The 20,589-nt window shown below is 44.6% G+C and carries 17 protein-coding genes; 14 read left to right on the top strand and 3 right to left on the bottom strand.

The window, feature by feature from the left end:
• Positions 1 to 64 precede the first annotated feature (64 nt).
• From B3V56_RS05740 to B3V56_RS05720, 5 genes are all read left to right on the top strand, one after another.
• The gene (locus B3V56_RS05740; RefSeq protein WP_286305781.1) at positions 65 to 862 is read left to right on the top strand and encodes a hypothetical protein; all 798 of its coding nucleotides are present in this window, start codon (positions 65 to 67) and stop codon (positions 860 to 862) included.
• An 18-nt stretch (positions 863 to 880) separates the two neighbouring features.
• Positions 881 to 1,735: a mechanosensitive ion channel family protein gene (locus B3V56_RS05735; RefSeq protein ID WP_286305780.1), complete on the top strand. Its 855-nt coding sequence runs from the start codon at positions 881 to 883 to the stop codon at positions 1,733 to 1,735.
• Positions 1,736 to 1,842: 107 nt separating this feature from the next.
• Positions 1,843 to 2,643: a DUF2797 domain-containing protein gene (locus B3V56_RS05730; RefSeq protein ID WP_289243773.1), complete on the top strand. Its 801-nt coding sequence runs from the start codon at positions 1,843 to 1,845 to the stop codon at positions 2,641 to 2,643.
• 12 nt (positions 2,644 to 2,655) lie between these two features.
• Positions 2,656 to 3,666 carry a quinone-dependent dihydroorotate dehydrogenase gene (locus tag B3V56_RS05725; protein WP_414673347.1) on the top strand — a complete coding sequence of 337 codons (1,011 nt, stop codon included), beginning with the start codon at positions 2,656 to 2,658 and terminating at the stop codon, positions 3,664 to 3,666.
• Position 3,667: 1 nt separating this feature from the next.
• A complete protein-coding gene (locus B3V56_RS05720) occupies positions 3,668 to 4,492 on the top strand; it encodes a mechanosensitive ion channel family protein (protein WP_286305777.1) in 825 nt (274 codons plus the stop codon).
• On the opposite strand, the gene gloB is transcribed toward B3V56_RS05720, so the two are convergent.
• Complete coding sequence (gene gloB, locus B3V56_RS05715; protein WP_289284044.1) at positions 4,489 to 5,259, bottom strand: hydroxyacylglutathione hydrolase; 771 nt, start codon at positions 5,257 to 5,259, stop codon at positions 4,489 to 4,491. The genes B3V56_RS05720 and gloB overlap by 4 nt on opposite strands.
• 25 nt (positions 5,260 to 5,284) lie before the next feature.
• Here gloB and B3V56_RS05710 point away from each other — a divergent pair, with 25 nt between their 5' ends.
• The 9 genes from B3V56_RS05710 to B3V56_RS05670 all read left to right on the top strand — a co-directional run bounded on the left by B3V56_RS05710 (position 5,285) and on the right by B3V56_RS05670 (position 17,334).
• Complete coding sequence (locus tag B3V56_RS05710) at positions 5,285 to 6,016, top strand: class I SAM-dependent methyltransferase (RefSeq protein WP_286305775.1); 732 nt, start codon at positions 5,285 to 5,287, stop codon at positions 6,014 to 6,016.
• Positions 6,003 to 6,446: a ribonuclease HI gene (gene rnhA, locus B3V56_RS05705; protein WP_286305774.1), complete on the top strand. Its 444-nt coding sequence runs from the start codon at positions 6,003 to 6,005 to the stop codon at positions 6,444 to 6,446. Before B3V56_RS05710 ends, rnhA begins: the two co-directional genes overlap by 14 nt.
• A gap of 9 nt (positions 6,447 to 6,455) precedes the next feature.
• Entirely contained in the window at positions 6,456 to 7,193 is a 738-nt protein-coding gene (gene dnaQ / locus B3V56_RS05700) for a DNA polymerase III subunit epsilon (protein WP_289282662.1), read from the top strand.
• A gap of 805 nt (positions 7,194 to 7,998) precedes the next feature.
• Positions 7,999 to 8,538, top strand: coding sequence for a nucleotide exchange factor GrpE (gene grpE, locus B3V56_RS05695; RefSeq protein WP_289282660.1), 540 nt, complete (start codon positions 7,999 to 8,001; stop codon positions 8,536 to 8,538).
• Positions 8,539 to 8,636: 98 nt separating this feature from the next.
• A complete protein-coding gene (gene dnaK, locus B3V56_RS05690; RefSeq protein ID WP_289282659.1) occupies positions 8,637 to 10,559 on the top strand; it encodes a molecular chaperone DnaK in 1,923 nt (640 codons plus the stop codon).
• Positions 10,560 to 10,649: 90 nt separating this feature from the next.
• Complete coding sequence (dnaJ, locus tag B3V56_RS05685; RefSeq protein WP_286305770.1) at positions 10,650 to 11,762, top strand: molecular chaperone DnaJ; 1,113 nt, start codon at positions 10,650 to 10,652, stop codon at positions 11,760 to 11,762.
• 44 nt (positions 11,763 to 11,806) lie between these two features.
• Entirely contained in the window at positions 11,807 to 12,613 is an 807-nt protein-coding gene (gene dapB / locus B3V56_RS05680) for a 4-hydroxy-tetrahydrodipicolinate reductase (RefSeq protein WP_286305769.1), read from the top strand.
• Positions 12,614 to 12,751: 138 nt separating this feature from the next.
• A complete protein-coding gene (locus tag B3V56_RS05675; RefSeq protein WP_289282658.1) occupies positions 12,752 to 13,801 on the top strand; it encodes an HD domain-containing phosphohydrolase in 1,050 nt (349 codons plus the stop codon).
• Positions 13,802 to 13,839: 38 nt separating this feature from the next.
• Positions 13,840 to 17,334: a transporter substrate-binding domain-containing protein gene (locus B3V56_RS05670; protein ID WP_289284043.1), complete on the top strand. Its 3,495-nt coding sequence runs from the start codon at positions 13,840 to 13,842 to the stop codon at positions 17,332 to 17,334.
• Here B3V56_RS05670 and B3V56_RS05665 read toward each other — a convergent pair.
• Together B3V56_RS05665 and mrcB are read right to left on the bottom strand one after the other, a co-directional pair.
• Positions 17,331 to 17,885 (bottom strand): hypothetical protein, encoded by a 555-nt coding sequence (locus tag B3V56_RS05665; protein ID WP_286305766.1) that lies wholly within the window; start codon positions 17,883 to 17,885, stop codon positions 17,331 to 17,333. The genes B3V56_RS05670 and B3V56_RS05665 overlap by 4 nt on opposite strands.
• A gap of 9 nt (positions 17,886 to 17,894) precedes the next feature.
• Positions 17,895 to 20,252, bottom strand: a complete 2,358-nt coding sequence (mrcB, locus tag B3V56_RS05660; RefSeq protein WP_289284042.1) for a penicillin-binding protein 1B — start codon at positions 20,250 to 20,252, stop codon at positions 17,895 to 17,897.
• Positions 20,253 to 20,589: the final 337 nt, after the last annotated feature.

Raw genomic sequence — 20,589 nt, 5'->3', positions numbered from 1 at the left:
TGCGCTATTATAAGGAAGGATTTTCGACCTGTCTCCGAATAATTTATATAAGTTGTTATTTACCATGGTTGGACGACAAAATAGGTGGTGGGGTGATTTCGGTTTTCCCCAGCAAACTCAATGGGTTATGCGGTGTGCGGATGTGTGTCTGGAAATGCATTCTGCTCCACATCAATGGTGGTTGGGCTACGAGTGGCAGCATACGACTGAGCAAATTGAACCGTCGCTAAAAAATGAAACCAGTACATTTGAATCACCACCCAAACATGAACATCGTTTTGTGTTTGCAGAACTCCCCGAAAGGGTCGCGATTAAACCAGCCTTAGCGGATCGCCCTGTTGTTTGTCGGCCTGATGTATCTGTGAGTTTATTGCCGTTCCAAGAGGTCACTTTGTTTGTGTGTCTTCCGCTCTGGTTGAAGATTGCTTCTACTTCTTCTGAGCAGACTTTATTAGATATTCCGACAGTGAAGGTATGTGATTCATGGTTTGGCCCGAATACGCGTGAAGGCGTTTTAAGTTATGCCTCACAGGTCAGTGAGCAATTAGATGTGAAGCCCATTGCCAATAATAAGGCGAGAGCGGCAATAGAAGTACGCATTCAAAATCAGTCGGATCAAATGTTAACACTCGATAAAATTAGTGTGCCTGCTCCCAACTTGAGTCTATATGTGGATAAGCAGGGACAGTTCTGGACACAACGGATTACACTGGTTAGACGAAATCTGGATGATGCCATATTGAGCTTGGATGACGTCATCAGTGGTGGATTACCATTGAGTGCGCTGGAGCTGGTATGTGCAGCCAGAGAGGACATTGGACGCAGTAAAATTACCAAAGCTATTTCAGCTTTATTTGGTTAAGAACTCAGGCGAGTAAGAATGACAGAATGGATTAACAATATCGATGCAGCATGGTTTATGTCTGTATTTGAAGCCCTGATTTATTTTATCGTCGGTCTTATTTTGGCAAAGATGGCCAGCCGGGCTGTACGTCAGTGGAGTAAAAATCGTTTTGATACGCACCAACAGCTTTTAATGGCTCGCGTGGCCTCATATTTGATTCTGTTGGTATTTGTTGTCATGGGGCTGAATGCCATCGGCTTTAATTTGGGGGTACTGATTGGCGCTGCTGGTGTATTGTCAGTCGCCATAGGGTTTGCTTCACAAACATCAGCATCGAATATCATCAGCGGATTATTTTTAGTCGCTGAACGACCTTTTTCTGTTGGTGATCTCATCAAGGTGGGAGAGACTACAGGAGAAGTGCTGTCCATAGATCTGTTGTCAGTAAAACTTCGCACATTTGATAATTTGTTTGTGCGAATACCTAATGAAACACTGATTAAATCTGAAGTCACGACACTGACGCGTTTTCCTATCAGACGGATTGATTTAAGCATCGCCGTGGCTCTAAAAGAGGATATTAAAGCTGTCAGAAAAGTGCTGGAAAAAGTGGCAGAGGCAAACCCCTTATGTCTTGATGAGCCGAAACCGAAGTTTGTGTTTCTTGGCTTTGGTGATTCTTCGCTGAATATGCAGTTTTCGGTATGGGTGAAACGAGAAAGTTTTATCGAGCTAAAAAACAGTATCCATGAAGAAATTAAAGAAGCGTTTGATGCTGAGTCAATAGAAATTCCTTTCCCACACCGTTCCTTATATACCGGCTCCGTGACCGAACCGTTTCCGATTCGCCTGGTTTCTGATGCTGACTCAAAACCAGAGAACAAAGATTAAGATATAGCGACCCTGTTGGCGGGTGCCTATCTGCGATAAGATGCCTAGAAAAAAACTTCAGATTAAAGGGAAACTCAGTGACAAAGCTTAGTGGACAATTGTCCAAAATGCAGGTCAGTCTGGCTGATGATACGCAAGCTAACTACGCTATGAGGCTTGATGAGCAATTGTTGCCTTTGAACCAGACCATTGGACAGCCGATTTCATTACATTATCAAGGGGAGATTCACTGTCAGGCTTGTAATCGTTTAACGAAAAAAAGCTTCAGTGGTGGTTTTTGTTTCCCCTGTTCACAGAAGCTAGCACAGTGTGATCTGTGTTTTATGAAGCCAGAGCTTTGCCATTATGAACAAGGCACGTGCCGCGAGCCTGAGTGGGGTGAAGCGGTATGTATGCAGGATCATATTGTTTATCTCGCCAATAGTTCGGGGCTAAAAGTGGGCATCACCCGCATTAATCAAATTCCGACGCGTTGGATTGATCAGGGTGCGACTCAAGCTGTGCCGATTTTTCGGGTGAAAAGTCGCTATCAATCGGGCCTGGTTGAGGTGATGTTTAAACAGCATGTCTCTGACCGGACAGATTGGCGGAAAATGTTGAAAGGTGAGGCTGAACCACTTGATCTGGCCGCTGAAAGAGACCGACTCTTAGCCCTGTGTGAAAGTGAGGTATCTGAGTTACAACAGCAGTTTGGTGAATCTGCCATTCAGGTTTTAACGGCCGAGAATGTGCAGACAATTGAATACCCAGTGAACACCTATCCCAATAAAGTCAGTTCGTTTAATTTTGACAAAACAGCACATGTTGAAGGACGACTGGAGGGCATTAAAGGCCAGTATCTGATTTTGGATAAGGGTGTCATCAATCTCCGCAAGTTCAGCGGTTATCAAATCGAAGTGGAGGTATAAATGGTTTATCGCATGATGAGAGATCTGATGTTTCGTCTGGATGCTGAAAAAGCGCATCACCTAGGATTAGTGGGACTTGATTGCTTGGAAATGAGCGGACTGTCGTGGCTGATGACACGAAAAATGCACATGAAACCCGTGCGAGTGATGGGGCTGACCTTTCCCAATGCAGTTGGACTGGCCGCGGGGCTTGATAAAAATGGTGATCACATTGAAGCCATGTCCGCACTGGGTTTTGGATTTGTTGAAATCGGTACAGTGACACCCAGACCACAGCCAGGCAACCCGAAACCGCGATTATTCCGTATTCCAGAAGCTCAAGGCATCATTAATCGCATGGGCTTTAATAATCTGGGCGTTGACCATCTTATTGAGCAAGTTCAAGCAGCGGATACCAACACTTTAATCGGCATAAATATTGGCAAAAATTTTGATACGCCAGTTGAAAAGGCCGTAGACGATTATTTGATAGGACTGAATAAAGTCTATCCACATGCTGATTATGTCACTATCAATATTTCTTCCCCCAATACTCCGGGTTTACGCACACTTCAGTTTGGCGAATCCTTGGATACATTATTAGCTGAGTTAAAAAAGGCGCAGTCAGAGCTCGCACAGCAGCATGAAAAATATGTGCCGATGGCAGTGAAAGTTGCGCCGGATTTGACGTTAGATGAAGTCTCACAGCTAGCTGAAGCATTCAATAAACATAAAATCGATGCCGTTATTGCCACCAATACAACGATGGATCGCGATGCTGTGGCCGGACTCGATAATGCGGAAGAAGCAGGTGGTCTAAGTGGCGCGCCTGTGTTTGAAAAATCAACAGAGATTGTCAAACTTTTCAGAGAAGCATTGGATGATGACTTGCCTATCATCGCCGCGGGTGGAATCATGTCTGCTGAACAGGCGTTAGCCAAGTTGGATGCAGGTGCATCACTAGTACAAATTTATAGTGGCCTTATTTACCATGGCCCCAAGTTAATTCGTGAAGTAATTCAATCCATATCAAAGAGGAACTAACATGGAAACTGCAACGGGAAGCATAGTCGTGTTTTGGCTTATCAATATTCTCTATGCTGCGATCATTGTTTTTGTCGGTCGAATCGTGGTCAAGTGGCTGGTCAAAATGTCACGCAAATTAATGGTAAGAGCAAACCTTGACCCTATTCTGATTAATTTCTTCAGTACCATTGCCAATGCCATTTTATTGTTATTTGTATTGATAGCAGCGCTCGATCAATTGGGGGTGGATACCACCTCGATGATTGCCGTGCTGGGTGCGGCAGGTTTAGCTGTTGGCCTGGCTTTGAAAGATTCATTACAAAACTTTGCTGCCGGCGTGATGCTGATTTTATTCAGACCTTTCAAAATTGGTGATTTTGTTGAAGCGGGTGGTACCGCAGGTGTGATTGAGTCAATTACGATTTTTAACACCATTATGAAAACAGGTGATAACCGTGAAGTTATCGTGCCGAATGGTCTAATTTATGACGATACTATTACCAACTATTCAGCCAAAGATACCCGACGTATCGATATGGTCTTTGGTATTGGTTATGACGATGATCTGCTCAAAGCCAAACAATTACTGACCGATATCGTGACCGGGCATGAGAAAGTGATGGCCGATCCTGCCCCTGTTATTCGGGTATCAGAATTAGGTGATAGCAGTGTGAATTTTGATGTCCGTCCATGGGTGGCAGCTGCTGATTACTGGCCAGTACGTTCGGAATTAATTGAAACCATAAAACTCGCGTTCGATGAAAATGGTATCTCCATTCCTTACCCACAAATGGACATCCATTTTAATAACCTTGATAAAGAACAAGACGATAAAGCTGCTTAAAACTCGTCTTTCCATGCTCTTAATGAGCTAAAGACAGCTTGGCTATCTGGAAGAGGGTGACCGGAAAATTTTTCGGTCGCCTTTTTTATTCTGTCTACATCACAACGAAGAAACGGGTTGGTTGCCAGCTCATCCTGCATTAATGAAGGTACAGTGGCCTGTTTTTTCTGACGCATTGTTACAGTTTGTTCAAAGCGTTGCTGCAGTTGTTTATTTTCTGGCTCTACTGTTTTAGCAAAACGTAGGTTAGCTAGTGTGTATTCATGAGCGCAATAGATGGTTGTTGTGGGAGGTAAGCTTGCCAATAGATTCAGTGAGGCATGCAATTGTTCTGCGGTACCACCCAATAATCGTCCGCATCCTGCGGCAAACAATGTATCACCACAAAACAGCTTGCCTTCAGCTAAATAGCTGATGTGGCCAGGCGTGTGGCCTGGTGTATTCAGCACAGTGAAGATAGGAAAGTCGGGATCAACAACGATGGGTTCTCTGCCTGATTGCGGGTGAGTTACCCCTTTAATGGTCTCATTTAGCGGACCATAAACCGGAAGAGCCGCGGCTTTTGTTAACTCAGCAATGCCTGCAGTATGATCGGCATGGTGATGTGTGATGAAGATGGCAATCAGTTCCAGATCGTGGGATTTTAATGTGTTCAGAACGGGAGTTGCATCACCAGGATCAACCACAATTGCTTTATTTGTGCCTTGCGCCTGGATTAGCCAGATATAATTGTCATCAAATGCGGGAATTCGGTGCACCTTCAGCATGATTTCTCCTTAATGGGCTCAGACTATGAATGAGAACAAACAACGGCGGTTGAATCAATGGTGGCATAGTCCACTGGGTGAGTTGGTCATACAGCAGGAACAGGCGGTTTTGACTTCACTTAATCACCCGCTGGTGGGTTATTTTTATGTGCAATTAGGTGGACATTATTCTTTATTTCCACCTTCAAACCGTATTATCAAAACCAGCATTGTGGGTCCTTCAGGAGACTTAAATGCCAGTGCTGAGTCTTTGCCGCTTAAGTCACACAGTATAGATAATTTACTGCTTTTGCATGTATTGGAATATGCACATGACCCGCATCAAGTGCTACGAGAAACAGAGCGCGTGTTGGCTGCCGATGGGAAATTAATATTATGCAGCTTCAGCCCTTGGAGCTTATGGGGGCTGAGACGATTATTTTCCTGGCAGGATAATGCGCCTTGGCATGGTCATTTTTTTACTCAAACCCGAATTCGGGATTGGTTAGCATTATTAAATTTTGAGGTGGTCGAACATCATAAGGTGATGTTCAGGCCTCCTTTCAGTCGGACCAGTTGGCTAAACAGATGTCGTTTTTTGGAACGATGGGGCAAACGACTATGGCCGTGTTTTGGTGGTGTGACGATAGTGGTGGCATGCAAGAGAACCATCCCGCTCAATCCGCTTAAACAACGCTGGCGTCAACCGAACTTATTTCCGTCAGCCGGTTTAGTGAACAAACCGATAACAAGAGAAGGAACCGATGGACCACGTTGAGTTATTTACAGATGGTGCCTGCAGTGGCAATCCTGGCCCGGGTGGCTGGGGCGTCATATTACGTGCAAAGGGGCAGGAAAAAGAGCTATCCGGTGCTGAAAAAAACACCACCAATAATCAGATGGAAATGATGGCCGTCATCGCTGGTCTTGAAGCGTTAAAGCGTCCATGTCAGGTCACCATCACCACGGATTCACAATATGTCATTAAAGGCATGACGGAATGGCTAGCGGGTTGGAAAGCCAAAAACTGGAAGACAGCAGCAAAGAAACCGGTGAAGAATGTCGAACTGTGGCAACGACTCGACAAGGCCGTAGCCCCTCATCAGGTAAAATGGGAATGGGTCCGAGGCCATCAGGGACATATTGAAAACGAGCGTGCGGATCAATTAGCTGTTGCCGCCAGAGAACACATAGCCGCCAAGAAATAAGAGGACGTCATGACAGAAAATGTTGTTAAACGACAAGTGATTCTGGATACCGAAACTACCGGTATCAGCACTGCTGAAGATCATCGGATTATTGAGATTGGCTGTGTGGAAATGGTGAATCGTCGCCTGACAGGGCAAACATTTCACCAATATATCAATCCACATCGTGAAATTGATGCCGGTGCAATTGAAGTCCACGGCATTACCAATGAATTTTTAGCCGACAAACCCAGTTTTGAAGATGTTGCTGAAGACTTCTTACAATTCATTGATGGCGCTGAACTCATCATTCATAACGCCCCGTTCGATGTTGGCTTTATTGATCACGAACTGAAAAAGCTCAAAGGTGAAAAGCGCAGGGTCAATACCTTGTGCAGTGTATTAGACACCTTAAAAATGGCTAGAGACAAACATCCAGGCCAGAAAAATAATCTCGACGCCCTATGTAAACGTTATGACGTGGATAACTCAAACCGTGAGTTACACGGAGCCTTACTGGATGCTGAGATCTTAGCAGACGTTTATTTGGCCATGACCGGTGGGCAGGTTGCCATGCTGTTGGCGGCTGAGGAAGTGGAACCCAAAACGTCATCAGAGAATGAGACAGAAGAAATGCTTACAGCCGTTCCGCCAAGAAAACTCAGAGTTATCCGTGCCTCTGAAGAAGAACTTGCTGCGCATGAAGCAATGCTAGAGAAAGTGCAGAAAAGTAGTGGTGGGGAGTGTGTTTGGTTGAGAGAATCATAGTCTTTAAGACTTTTAGGGTTGTAGGTTGGGTTGAGGAACGAAACCCAACACGCTCGTTGAATTAAAGTATCGAAGCTGCCGCGGGGCGTTCATTTATTTTGCTTGCCCAAAATAAACGAACCAAACAAAAGGGCACCCGATATTGCCTCGTCGCTAAAAATTCACTGCATTTTATGGCGTGGACACCAACTCGCTACGCTCAAACACGTGTCCACTTAACCCATAAAATGAAGCCAATTTTTAGCGGCAATAGACGGGAAGAAAAAATTCTCTCTTTCCCCATTTGTGCTGGCGAGGAGTGACATTTATTCAGGTCTGAGGGAGGCTAGTGTTTGATTCGTGGCATCCATGCCACTCCCCCTTTGGGCGCCTCCGGCGTCCAAATTTGTTCCAGACAAATTTGTGAGCGTAGCGAGTTTTAGCCGACCGCCTGAATCAATGTTATGACGAGTGGAGCCGCAGGCCAGCACGGTGGGGTGCCCTAGGGTTGTTAGGGAAATGGGCAAGCATTGCCCTGACTCGCCATCAAGGCGAAACTAATGACTGATAACTCTGAAGATAAATCTCTGTGTATTGATGATGGTTTGTTTTTTTATACGTTGTCATTGAGGCGTGCGTTTATATTTGGACAAGCAGAATAAATGAACTCGGGCTTAGCCCGAAACTTTGAAGCTCTAATAATCAGATAACGCTTTGAATACAAGTAGAATCACAAAAAATCAATAAATTCCAAAGTTTTCCTTGAAATCAAAATTTTCACCCCCAGATTGACGGTCTGTGATTAGCAAACCGGAATGATTCAATCATGAGCAACGAAGAAATCGAAAAGCCAGATGTAGAAGCAAATGAGCAAGCTGATACTGAGGCATCAGCAGAAACTGAAAAAACGACTGAACAGTTACTGGAAGAAGCACAACAACAAGCCGAAGAAAACTGGAATCAAGTGTTATTGGCTCGCGCTGATCTGGAAAACGTTCGTCGTCGTCATGCACGAGACCTGGAAAACGCCCACAAACATGCTCTAGATAAGTTTGTGAATGAGCTTTTACCTATTTGTGACAGCCTTGAGCTTGGCCTGAATGCCGCCAAGTCAGAATCAGCTACTTTAGAGGCTGTACGTGATGGCATGAGTATGACGATGAAAATGTTACTCGACAATATTGGCAAACTCGGACTGGAGCAAGTTGATCCTGTTGGACAGCCTTTTGATCCTGAATTACATCAAGCCGTTTCTATGCAGCCGGCAGATGGTATCGATGCCAATCATGTGATCAGCGTGATGCAAAAAGGGTATAGCTTTAACGGCCGTTTACTTCGACCTGCAATGGTTGTGGTCTCTCAATAAAAATAGGTTCGGGGCTTGAAATTTAAATTTTGCCCCCCAATTACATACCCGAAGGCTGCATAAATAGTCAGCAAGAATAAGATTGATGGAGTATAAAAATGGGAAAAATTATTGGTATTGACTTAGGAACAACAAATTCCTGTGTCGCAGTGATGGAAGATGGTAAAGCGCGCGTTATCGAAAACAGCGAAGGCGATCGCACTACGCCATCAATCATCGCTTTCACAAAAGATGATGAAGTATTGGTAGGTCAGTCTGCGAAGCGTCAAGCAGTTACTAACCCTAACAACACACTTTACGGTATTAAGCGTCTGATCGGCCGTAAATTTAAAGAAGATGTCGTTCAGCGTGATATCGACATGGTGCCATACAAAATTGTTGAAGCAGACAATGGCGATGCCTGGGTTTCTGTGAATGACAAAAAAATGGCGCCACCTGAAATTTCAGCTCGTGTTTTGATGAAAATGAAGAAAACAGCTGAAGAGTTTTTAGGTGAAGAAGTGACTGAAGCTGTTGTCACTGTACCTGCCTATTTTAACGACTCACAACGTCAGGCGACCAAAGACGCAGGTAAAATTGCCGGTCTTGAAGTGAAACGTATCATCAACGAACCAACCGCTGCAGCCTTGGCTTACGGTATGGATAAAAAACGCGGTGACTCTACCGTGGTTGTCTATGACTTAGGTGGTGGTACATTCGACGTATCAATCATCGAGATAGCGGATATTGAAGGCGAACACCAGTTTGAAGTATTAGCGACTAATGGTGATACATTCTTGGGTGGTGAAGACTTTGACCAACGCATCATTGATTATTTAGTTGCAGAGTTCAAAAAAGACCAAGGTGTTGATCTGGCAAAAGATCCACTGGCTCTGCAACGTCTGAAAGATGCGGCTGAAAAAGCGAAGATCGAGTTATCTTCAAGCCAACAAACAGATATCAACCTGCCTTACATCACTGCTGATGCATCAGGTCCTAAACACATGGAAATGCGTTTAACCCGTGCCAAGCTGGAATCACTGGTTGAAGACCTGATTTCACGCAGCATGGAGCCATGTAAAATGGCACTGAAAGATGCTGGCTTATCAACGTCTGAAATCAGCGATGTGATTTTGGTCGGTGGTCAAACCCGTATGCCTAAAGTACAGGAAGCGGTTAAAGACATGTTCGGTAAGGAGCCGCGCCGTGATGTGAATCCTGATGAAGCGGTAGCAGTGGGTGCGGCTATCCAAGCGGCTGTACTTTCTGGTGATGTCAAAGACGTATTATTACTTGACGTTACACCACTGAGCCTGGGTATCGAAACCATGGGTGGCGTGATGACCAAACTGGTTGAGAAAAACACCACGATTCCTACTAAAGCGAATCAAGTGTTCTCAACGGCAGAAGACAATCAGCCTGCAGTGACCATTCATGTGCTTCAAGGTGAGCGTGAAATGGCATCAGCGAATAAATCACTGGGCCGTTTTGACCTGGCGGACATTCCTCCAGCACCACGTGGTACACCACAAATCGAAGTGACATTTGATATTGATGCGAATGGTATTCTTAACGTATCAGCAGCTGATAAAGCCACAGGCAAAAAACAATCTATCGTGATTAAAGCCTCTAGTGGTTTATCAGACGATGAAGTTGAGAAAATGGTGAAAGATGCAGAAGCGCATGCGGATGAAGATCGTAAATTCCATGAGCTTGTCACTGTACGTAACCAAGCTGATGCATTGATTCACGGCACAGAAAAATCACTTAAAGATTTAGGTGATAAAGTTGAAGCTGACGAAAAAGAAAAAATCGAATCAGCGATTGCCGCTTTACAAGAAGCCATCAAAGGCGAAGACAAAGACGACATTGAAGCGAAAACAACCGCTTTAAGTGAAGTCGCTGGCAAACTGGCAGAACGTGCTTATGCTGAAAACGCGGAAGCTGGTGCTGCTGATGCGGGTCAAGCTGATGATGCGAAAGCCGGTGATGATGTTGTCGACGCAGAGTTTGAAGAAGTCGACGACGACAAGAAAAAATAATCTTTAACAAGATTATGTTGAGCATGGCAAACAGGCGTCAGGAATCTCCGGCGCCTGTTTTGTCGTTTTAGGTAGTTGGGAAAAAGAATAATGGCCAAAAAAGACTATTACGAAGTTTTAGAGTTATCACGCACGGCGACTGAAGCTGAAATTAAAAAAGCCTACCGTCGCATGGCGATGAAATATCATCCGGACAGAAATCCTGATGATGCTGAAGCTGAGTCCAAGTTTAAGGAAGCCAAAGAAGCCTACGAAATTCTATCTGACAGCCAGAAGCGTGCTGCTTACGACCAGTTTGGTCATGAAGGTGTCGACCAATCCATGGGCGGAGGCTTTAGAAGCAGTGGCGGCTTCAGCGATATTTTTGGTGATGTATTCAATGATATCTTTGGCGGTGGAGGTGGCGGCCGGCAACAAGCCTATCGTGGTGCTGATTTAAGATATCGACTTGATTTGTCATTGGAAGATGCTGTGGCGGGAACCACGGCGACTATTCGCATACCAGTCAATGTTGAATGTAACACCTGTGATGGTTCTGGTGCGAAGAAAGGGACACAACCCGTCACGTGTACTACCTGTGGTGGGCATGGTCAGGTTCGAATTCAGCAAGGTTTCTTTACCATGCAGCAAACCTGCCCACATTGTCGTGGTACCGGTAAGATGATCAAAGAGCCTTGTCCGGATTGTCATGGTGAAGGGCTGGTTCAAGAAGAGAAAACCTTACAGGTCAAAGTGCCTGCTGGTGTTGATACCGGCGACCGAATTCGACTCTCAGGTGAAGGTGAAGCGGGCACCCATGGTGCACCTGCTGGTGATCTTTACGTGGAAGTATCGGTAAATCGTCATGACGTGTTTACCCGTGATGGCACGAATTTATTCTGCGATGTACCTTTAAGTTTTGTCACTGCTGCGTTGGGGGGTGAAGTGGAAGTACCCACGCTGGAAGGTAAGGCTAATCTTAAGATCCCAGAGGGCACACAAACCGGACAACAATTCCGACTTAAAGGTAAAGGTGTTCAGTCAGTTCGTGGCGGCGCAACCGGTGATCTTTTATGCCGGGTTATCATCGAAACACCGGTGAAATTATCAAAGAAACAAAAAGAGTTACTGCAAGAGTTTGAGGGCGATCTGCAAGGCGGTGGTGAAAAGCATAACCCGAAACACAGCTCTTGGTTGGATGCGGTAAAACGTTTTTTTGAATAAGATGATGCGCTGTCATCACTAGGTGAAATGAAAAAGGAATAAATATGGCAACTAAGATTGCGATAAATGGCGCTGCTGGCAGAATGGGACGTTGTTTGATTCAGGCTGTAGAACAGACTGAGGGCTTAGCTCTCAGTGCAGCGATCGATCGTGCCGATTCATCATTAATCGGGGCAGATGCAGGTGAAGTCGCAGGCGTTGGCAAGTTAGGTATTGCGATTAGCTCGGATATTGAGCAGGCCACAAAAGACTCCGACATCATTATTGATTTCACTTTGCCCGAAGTGACCATGGCTTTATTGCCGTTTTGTGTGGCTAATCAATGTCGACCTGTTATCGGCACAACGGGGTTTGATGCAGACCAAAAACAAGCCATCGACGATGCGGCCAAACAAGTTGCCACTATCCTGGCGCCGAATATGAGTGTTGGGGTGAACTTATCATTAAAACTATTAGATATGGCTGCCCGGGTATTGGGGGATGACGTTGATATCGAAATAGTGGAAGCCCACCATCGCCATAAGGTAGATGCACCGTCTGGAACGGCATTGCGTATGGGCGAAGTGGTGGCTGATGCCTTAGGCCGTGATTTGAAAACATGTGCGGTATATGGTCGTGAAGGCCGCACAGGCGAACGCGACAGAGATACCATCGGTTTTGCGACAGTGCGTGCTGGCGATATTGTTGGTGATCACACCGTTATGTTTGCGGCAGAAGGTGAGCGGGTTGAAATCACCCACAAAGCCTCAAGTCGTATGACGTTTGCTTTCGGTGCCATGCGGGCATCAAGCTGGTTAATGCAAAAACAAAATGGTTTGTTTGATATGCAGGATGTCTTGGGCTTGTCATAACATCACTTATTCATGCTGCTGTCACTTGCCCGATGTAGTAGCTGAATTTATTTTCTAATACCCTGCTTGATGCAGGGTATTGTACTTTTCTTTCAACTTGCTTATATAATCGAACCACCTTTTTAATAGGTTGGATTGATGGCACCACATGCTCAGATTCTTATAGTTGACGACGTCCCTGACAATATTCAGGTCGCTATGAGCTTACTGAGGGAAGACAGCTATGAGTTTTCCTTTGCCAATAGTGGTGAAAAAGCACTGTCAATTCTGCAAAACGATGATGCTGCGTTTGATCTGATTCTGCTCGACATCATGATGCCTGGCTTAGATGGCTATGAAACCTGTCAGCGTATAAAAAGCCAAACTCAACTCAAAGACATTCCAATCATTTTTCTCACCGCAAAAGCGGATGTGGATTCTATAGCCAGAGCTTTTAAAGTCGGTGGGGTCGATTATGTGACCAAGCCTTTTCATGCCGCCGAACTCCTTGCTCGTGTTAGAACGCATGTCCAGTTATATCAGACAAAAAAATGGCTTGAGCAGCAAAATATTGATCTGGAAACAAAATCCCGTTTTGCACAGGCGCGCTTATTATCTGAGTTAGAAAATAGCCAAAAAGAACTCATCTGGTTTCTAACTGAATTGATGGAATCCACATCAGATGAAACAGGTAAACACATTAGGCGAGTGGCTGAGATTTCTGCACTCTTGGCCAAACTGCATCCCACATTAAACGATACTGATGCCGATACTCTTTACCATGCGTCACCCATGCATGATATCGGTAAGATGACAGTCCCTCATGAGATTCTTCACAAGCCAGGAAAATACACGCCAGAAGAATTTGAGGTGATGAAATCGCATACGACAAACGCGTATAAATTATTATCAGGTTCCAAACGAAAATTAATTAAATCAGCCGCGATTATTGCCTATCAGCATCATGAAAAATGGGATGGGAGCGGTTATCCCCGTGGTTTAAAAGGATCTGACATACACATCTATGGGCGAATTGTTGCTCTGGCGGATGTATTTGATGCCTTGACTCATCAACGTTGCTATAAAACAGCCTGGACAGTTGATGATGCGGTTGCTTTCATCCAGGAACAGCGCGGTTTTCACTTTGATCCTGAGTTAGTCGACTTGATGATAAGCCACCTCGATCAGTTTGCTGACATTGTTAAATAGATGCTTATAAGATGAATTATCCTTTAGTAACCACAAGAATGACATTAATCACAACGTTCATTCTGTTACTGAATTCAATCCTCATCTTCTATAGTCCAACTGTCCAATCCGCCGCGGAAACAGTCCGAGCTCAGTACCAATCACCTGTGCTATTAACGAAAGAAGAAATTGCCTGGATAGACACCCATCCTGAAATTATTGTGGGGGCCGGGAGTGAATGGCCACCTTATGATTTTGTGAACGAAAATAATCAATACATCGGTATTGCCAGGGATTATCTCAACATCGTTTCTTCATTAACAGGCTTAAAATTTACCTATGAAACGGAAGGCTCTTGGCGTGATCATCTAAAACAGTTTGTTGATGGAGAGATTGATTTATTACCTGCAGTATTTATGACGCAGGAAAAAATGGCTTATATGACATTCTCCAGTCCGTATCATGAGGCTGTTGAATATTTTTTTATTCGTAATGACATTAAACTCGACAATAAAAACTCGCTGGATGGATTGCGAGTGGCTTTACCAAAAGATGACTCCAGAATTAGTACGATCAAACGCTATTTCCCCAGGCTTAATATCATTGAAACCGGCTCATTAGATGAGGCTATCCACTTAGTCCTGAATGGCGATGCCGAACTGTTATACGACACTTATGCTGTTTTGAGCTACAAACTTGATAACAAAGCTATTTTGAATATCGAACCATTACAGTCGACACGCTATTTAGGGAGTGAGAATCTCTACATGGCTACGCAAAAATCAGAGCCGATGTTGTCATCAATTATTGATAAAGCTTTACTTGCGATATCAGCAGTACAGAAACGTAGTATCGATGATAAATGGTTTAAACGAAATATTACTGATGAGGCCGTATCGAAGAATATTATTTTGTCACCGAGTGAACAATTCTGGTTAAACGAGCATAAAACGATTCGTTTTACCGGTGACCCTAACTGGTTGCCATATGAAGCCTTTGATAAAGATGGAAATTATATTGGTATTGTTGCTGAGTATTTGCAACTGATAGAAAACAAACTGGGCATCACTATTGAGTACGTGCCTACTTCCACTTGGGCAGAGTCAATTGAGCTTATTAAAGCAGGTAAGGTCGATATGATTTCAGAAACCAGTGATTCAACACGGGGTCAGTTTCTGACCTTTACCAGGCCATATTTAAACAGCCCAATAGTCATTGTCATGCGTGATGATAATGTTTATGTCGAAAATATCTCGTCAATAAAAAAGAAAAAAATTGCCGTGATTCATGAATATGGCTATGTAGATAATATTCGTAGTCAGTATCCAGATATCAACTTTATTGAAGTCATGTCGATTCAAGAGGGCTTGACTGCCGTGTCTACTGGAAAAGTAGATGCATTAATAGCCACACTGGCTCAGGCCAGTTATCACATTGCCGAAATGAGTATTAACAACATACGCATAGTAGGGGAAACCGGCTTCAAAACCTCACTGGCATTTGGGTTTAGCGAGGCTTATCAACCGATGGTTAGCCTTTTTAACCGGGCCTTTAATGCTATCTCACTCGCAGATAAGCAACGCATACTTGATGAGTGGGGGAAAGATAAATATGCGGCGATTGTCGATTACAGTTTGATGTTGAAAATTGTGATCTTGTTTTTAGTTGTGGTGGCTTGGATTTTATTCTGGAATAGAAAACTAGCCGCTCAAGTCCGCTTACGTGAGGCTGCCGAAGCACAAACAAAAACCTTGATTGATCATATGCCCTTACAGATTGCCGTCACACATTTTGACGGTCAGATCATCACCGCTAACCCTCAGGCATTATTAGACTACAACATGCAGCTGGATGAATTACCTCAGTTTAATATTCTGAGTTTTTATTCGAACCCGAAACAACGTGAAGAAGTACTTAATGAGATAAAAACCCAAGGGTTTGTGGATCAAAAGATCGTCGAATTCAAAAAAATGGACGGTGAAGAACGCTCGATGATGGTATCTATTATGCCCATCAAATACCAAGGGCAAGAGGCGTTATTGGGCATCGCTGTAGATATGACGGATCGGATCGAGATGGAGGCTCAACTCGTCGAGGCGAAGGAAAAAGCGGAAGTGGCTAACCGTACAAAATCTGAGTTTCTTGCCAATATGAGCCATGAAATCCGGACGCCGATGAATGCCATTATTGGCTTTACCGAGTTGCTCTATGAGCAGGTTAAAGACAATAAGTTGAAATCCTATGTAAAAACGATTCAGTCGGCTGGCAATGATTTAATGTTATTAATTAATGACATTTTGGATTTATCCAAAATCGAAGCCGGAAAACTCGACATACAATATGCTGCCACCAACCCACATGTCTTGTTTGAAGAGTTATCGCATATATTCAGTGTGCCATTACGGAATAAAGGTGTTGAACTGATTCTGGAAGTCGATTCAGACATTCCTCATAGTCTGATGCTGGATGTGGTTCGTCTGCGTCAGGTATTACTCAACTTACTGGGAAATGCGGTTAAATTTACTCAGTCAGGTCGAATAACGATGCGGGCAAGTGTCGAGAGCGCTGTGGGTAGTCATCTAAAATTACGAATTGATATTGAAGATACTGGTTTAGGCATACCTGAGGATCAGTTAGATCGAATATTTGAAGACTTTCATCAAACGCCTGGTCAGGACAATGCAAAATTTGGCGGAACGGGTCTCGGTTTATCCATTTGTAGTCGTCTGATTAAACTAATGGGTGGAGCTCTCACAGTGAAAAGTGAAGTAGGTAAGGGGTCTACTTTTACGGTGCATCTGAATAACGTTGTCGTCGCATCAATTGCGGCTGATTCAAGCTTGAGGCAGTACTCGGCATCTTCACTGCCTGTTTTTTCACCTGCAACTATTCTTGTGGTGGATGATATTGAAGATAACCGTCGTTTGGTCACGGAAAGCTTTTCCTCTTCTGCGCTAGAGATTGTAGAAGCTGAAAATGGTAAAGAGGCCGTCGCAGCCGTAAAAGCCCAGGGTATTGATTTGATTCTGATGGATCTACGTATGCCTGTGATGGATGGGTATCAGGCGGCAGAGAAAATTAAAGCGGAATTTAATATCCCGATCATTGCCCTGACAGCATCTGTAATGAAAGATGACTTCGAACGTCTTAAATCAGAGCATTTTGATGACCATATCCGTAAGCCGGTCAAAAAGTCTGAACTCTACAGCAAGCTGGCAGAATTTTTAGAACATGAAGCTTCGATACCTGACGGATCTGAAGAGACTCGCGGCCTGACATTGTCCGATCATGAAATGGCCATATTACCAGTGATCCTTAGCTTTATGGAGAGCAAAATGCCGATTTGGAAAATGGTCAATGAAAGCAACAATATGAGTGAAATTAAACGTTTTGCTGCTGATCTGAAGCAAATCGCAGAGAAAGAAACATTCACGCCATTAGCTCATTACGCGCAACAGCTTCTAGAAAAAGTGGAAGTCTTTGACATTGAGGGCATGACCGAACTGTTGACAGACTACCCTTCTCTTTATCAGCAACTTAGCCAGTCTGCTTAATATTTCTGTGCTCTGAGTTTCGCCACTTCGGCACCCGAGACATCTCCTGCTCTGAGTCTTATTTCGGTCAGTAACTGCCAGAAACGCTTAAGCAGTACATTATTACCAGATGATAAGGAGACACCTTTAAGCGCGACCTGTTCTGCAAGGTCATAATCTTCCAGACTCATATGTGTCTGAGCGAGTGAGTAATACACTTTAGGATCCCGCGGTGCTATACGTTGCGCACGCTGCAAGTTGTTTTGTGCGCCCCGTAAGTCACCACTTACTCTCGCTTGTTCCGCTTTATCCAGTAACGCCACGACAGCAGGACTTTGTTTTATCGGTGTTTGTACCTGGGGGGATGGTGCTGGCTGAGCAGATCTTGGCTGTTCAGGAGTGACGTCCTCTACTGGCGGGTAAGTAGGTGTTTCCGGCGGCTGTGGCAGCGTCGGTTCGCTGCTTCGATCATCCACGGGTGGTTGAGATGGCTGGTAAGGTGTCGTCGAACATGCCGCAAGCATACTTAACATCAAACCCGTCATGAAAAAGCGTAAAGCAGAATTTGTCATTGTTAACCCTTATTGAAACCAATCTTTAATCCAGTCCAGTGACCGAGTCACCGGATTAGATTGCTGCCCTGGCTGAGTGGCACATTCAGACATCTCGACAGGCTCTGTTCCCGAGATGAAAGGCAGTTGCCGGGAATGTTCACATTCTTGAGCTGATAAAAGGCCCGTTTGTGTGTCTATCCAGAGCCATTTTATATCGTCAGGCAATGGTGCCTCAAACGAATCCAGAGGCTGACTCCTCATAAAGTTTTTCCAGACACGCAACGCTCCGCCTGAACCGGTGAATGGTAAGGGGGAATTATCATCCTGACCAAGCCATACCACGGCGAGACGATTATTGCTGAAACCCGCAAACCAGCTATCTCGTTGATCATCGGTTGTGCCCGTCTTACCGGCAGTATTGATATGACTGGGTAAGCTGGAGTAAATGCTGGCAGCCGTGCCACTGTGAGTGACTTCTTGCATGGCTGTTTGAATCAGATAAACATCATCTGCATCGATAGTCTGACGCAGTTGGAATGGATAGCTGGATAGCGCTTCACCTTGACTGTCTGTGACCGTGCGAATAGCTCGGGCAGGGGTCTGAAAACCATTGGCAGCAATGGTTTGATACATTGTCGCGACTTCAAGCGGAGATAAGCCCTGAGCACCTAATAAGAGCGAGGGGTAGGCATCGAGCTGACGTTTAATGCCTAATCGGTTCAACGTATTAATGACCTCATCCAAACCTGCTTCCATTCCAAGGCGAACGGTAGCTATGTTGTAAGAGTGGGCTAAGGCATCAATCAGTAAAACATCCTCATGGGATTGTTTGCTGAAGTTTTGTGGTTTCCATGTTTGACCATTGGGAAGTGTCAGAGTGAAGCTTGAATCATCCACCATACTGGCCAGTGTTTTACCTTGTTCTAAGGCTGTTAAATACACGGCAGGTTTTACCAACGAGCCGATGGGGCGTACAGAGTCCAATGCGCGATTAAAGCCTTTATAGCGTGTATTTTTGTCACCTATGACCGCTAGGACTTCACCCGTTTGTGGGTCTGTCACTACCATACTGCCCTGTAGCGATTTCAATTTAGAGCCATGGTGTTGTTGCAGACTCGTAATGGTGGATTTTAAAGATGACTCAGCATGACGTTGAGTGATCGGATCCAGGCTGGTATAGACCCGTAGCCCTTCTGAGTTCAGATCTTCATCACGATAATCACGACGTAATTGTCGTTTCACTAAGTCCAAAAAGGCTGGATACGCTTCTTTTAATAGTGTGCCTTTCTCGACAACATCAAGGCTGGCATTTCTCGCTTGCTGATATTGTTGTTGTGTAATTTTATCTTGCTCATACAAAACTTTTAGCACCAGATTGCGTCGATTTTTTGCTCGCTCAGGGTGGCGTCTGGGGTCGTAATAAGAAGGCCCCTTCACCAGGCCGGCAAGTAATGCTAACTGATGCAGTTTTAACTCTTGTAGCGGTTGTGCGAAAAAGTAATGTGCACCCAAACCGAAACCATGAATGGCTCGTGCGCCATCTTGTCCCAGATAGACTTCATTCAGATAGGCTTCCAAAATGTCATCTTTGTCGTAGTGCAGCTCTAACAATAAAGCCATCGGAATTTCGAGTAGCTTTCTAACCAGACTACGGTCAGAGGTGAGATAGAAGTTCTTAATAAGCTGTTGAGTCAGGGTACTACCACCCTGAACAAAGCTACCAGCCTTAATATTGGCAACCATAGCACGGGCTATGCCTTTGGGGGAGATGCCATGATGCTGGTAAAAATCTCTGTCTTCGATAGCGATTAAAGCTTCGCTCAACATCGGAGGGGCATCTTTTAACTGAATAAGATCCCGGTCTTCATTATTAAGTGGGTAGATGCCTCCTATCAGAACAGGTTCAAGGCGAACCAATGGCACATCCTGACCTTGATAATCTCTTAGGCGTGTTACACCTTCAGCATTAAAGTCGAGAATGAGTTTTCTTGCCGGCTCCATGCCATCGCTAAAACGAAAGCCACGTGTGGCGATGATGGCCTTCGATGAGGAGAAGGCGGCCTGGCCAGGCTGTGCGGCTTTTGAACGAAATTGATACCCCAAACCTTTTAATTCAATTTTCAGGTCGGAGAGTGAGACAGGAGCCCCAGCATACAACTCTAATGGGCGAGCATATACCTTGGCAGGAACAGCCCAGCGCTTGCCTTCAAACTGACTACGAATCTGAACATCAAGGAAAAGGGTTAATAAGCCAAGTAGAACCAGTAGAGTAAAAGCAATTTTCAGCAAACTTGCGCGGCTGATAAACCCCGTTTGTTTTTTTCTACGTGGTGATGACTTTTTTGAGCGGGTACGCTTTTTAGAAGGCGCTTTTTTTTGAGCCATGAAATTCTCAGCTAGGAAATGAACCTGATTAAAGGTAGTAATTCAATAAATACATTAAAACATGATGTTGGCATGAAGTGATAACAGTTCACCTTAATATGCGATGTTCAGCTTGAGGCGATCAAAGAAACCGCGCAGTGCCAGAAATTGTTCTATTTCTGCTGCGATTGGCTGAGAGGAATTTCATCGGTGCCTCATCTAAGTCATTACTTTTTTTACAGATCATCGCAAAGGGCAAGGCTAAAAATCGCTGACAGCTTCATTTCGCATTATGTAAATTGTCTGGTAATATGCAGAACTCCAAAAGAGTTTCATGCGTCGTTTTTCATCTTAAACG

The organism is Methylophaga sp. UBA2513 (assembly GCF_002341285.1).
GTDB lineage: Bacteria > Pseudomonadota > Gammaproteobacteria > Nitrosococcales > Methylophagaceae > Methylophaga > Methylophaga marina.
The sequence above is the reverse complement of the archived record's forward strand: the minus strand, read 5'-3'. Positions and strand labels throughout refer to the sequence as shown.

Excerpts from the sequence above, each read along its gene's own strand:
- dnaJ (WP_286305770.1), top strand. The coding sequence starts at position 10,650 with ATGGCCAAAAAAGACTATTACGAAGTTTTAGAGTTATCACGCACGGCG.
- dnaK (WP_289282659.1), top strand. The coding sequence starts at position 8,637 with ATGGGAAAAATTATTGGTATTGACTTAGGAACAACAAATTCCTGTGTC.
- rnhA (WP_286305774.1), top strand. The coding sequence starts at position 6,003 with ATGGACCACGTTGAGTTATTTACAGATGGTGCCTGCAGTGGCAATCCT.
- B3V56_RS05665 (WP_286305766.1), bottom strand. The coding sequence starts at position 17,885 with ATGACAAATTCTGCTTTACGCTTTTTCATGACGGGTTTGATGTTAAGT.
- mrcB (WP_289284042.1), bottom strand. The coding sequence starts at position 20,252 with ATGGCTCAAAAAAAAGCGCCTTCTAAAAAGCGTACCCGCTCAAAAAAG.
- B3V56_RS05670 (WP_289284043.1), top strand. The coding sequence starts at position 13,840 with ATGACATTAATCACAACGTTCATTCTGTTACTGAATTCAATCCTCATC.
- B3V56_RS05725 (WP_414673347.1), top strand. The coding sequence starts at position 2,656 with ATGATGAGAGATCTGATGTTTCGTCTGGATGCTGAAAAAGCGCATCAC.
- B3V56_RS05720 (WP_286305777.1), top strand. The coding sequence starts at position 3,668 with ATGGAAACTGCAACGGGAAGCATAGTCGTGTTTTGGCTTATCAATATT.
- B3V56_RS05675 (WP_289282658.1), top strand. The coding sequence starts at position 12,752 with ATGGCACCACATGCTCAGATTCTTATAGTTGACGACGTCCCTGACAAT.
- dnaQ (WP_289282662.1), top strand. The coding sequence starts at position 6,456 with ATGACAGAAAATGTTGTTAAACGACAAGTGATTCTGGATACCGAAACT.
- B3V56_RS05730 (WP_289243773.1), top strand. The coding sequence starts at position 1,843 with ATGCAGGTCAGTCTGGCTGATGATACGCAAGCTAACTACGCTATGAGG.
- B3V56_RS05740 (WP_286305781.1), top strand. The coding sequence starts at position 65 with ATGGTTGGACGACAAAATAGGTGGTGGGGTGATTTCGGTTTTCCCCAG.
- dapB (WP_286305769.1), top strand. The coding sequence starts at position 11,807 with ATGGCAACTAAGATTGCGATAAATGGCGCTGCTGGCAGAATGGGACGT.
- gloB (WP_289284044.1), bottom strand. The coding sequence starts at position 5,259 with ATGCTGAAGGTGCACCGAATTCCCGCATTTGATGACAATTATATCTGG.
- B3V56_RS05710 (WP_286305775.1), top strand. The coding sequence starts at position 5,285 with ATGAATGAGAACAAACAACGGCGGTTGAATCAATGGTGGCATAGTCCA.
- grpE (WP_289282660.1), top strand. The coding sequence starts at position 7,999 with ATGAGCAACGAAGAAATCGAAAAGCCAGATGTAGAAGCAAATGAGCAA.
- B3V56_RS05735 (WP_286305780.1), top strand. The coding sequence starts at position 881 with ATGACAGAATGGATTAACAATATCGATGCAGCATGGTTTATGTCTGTA.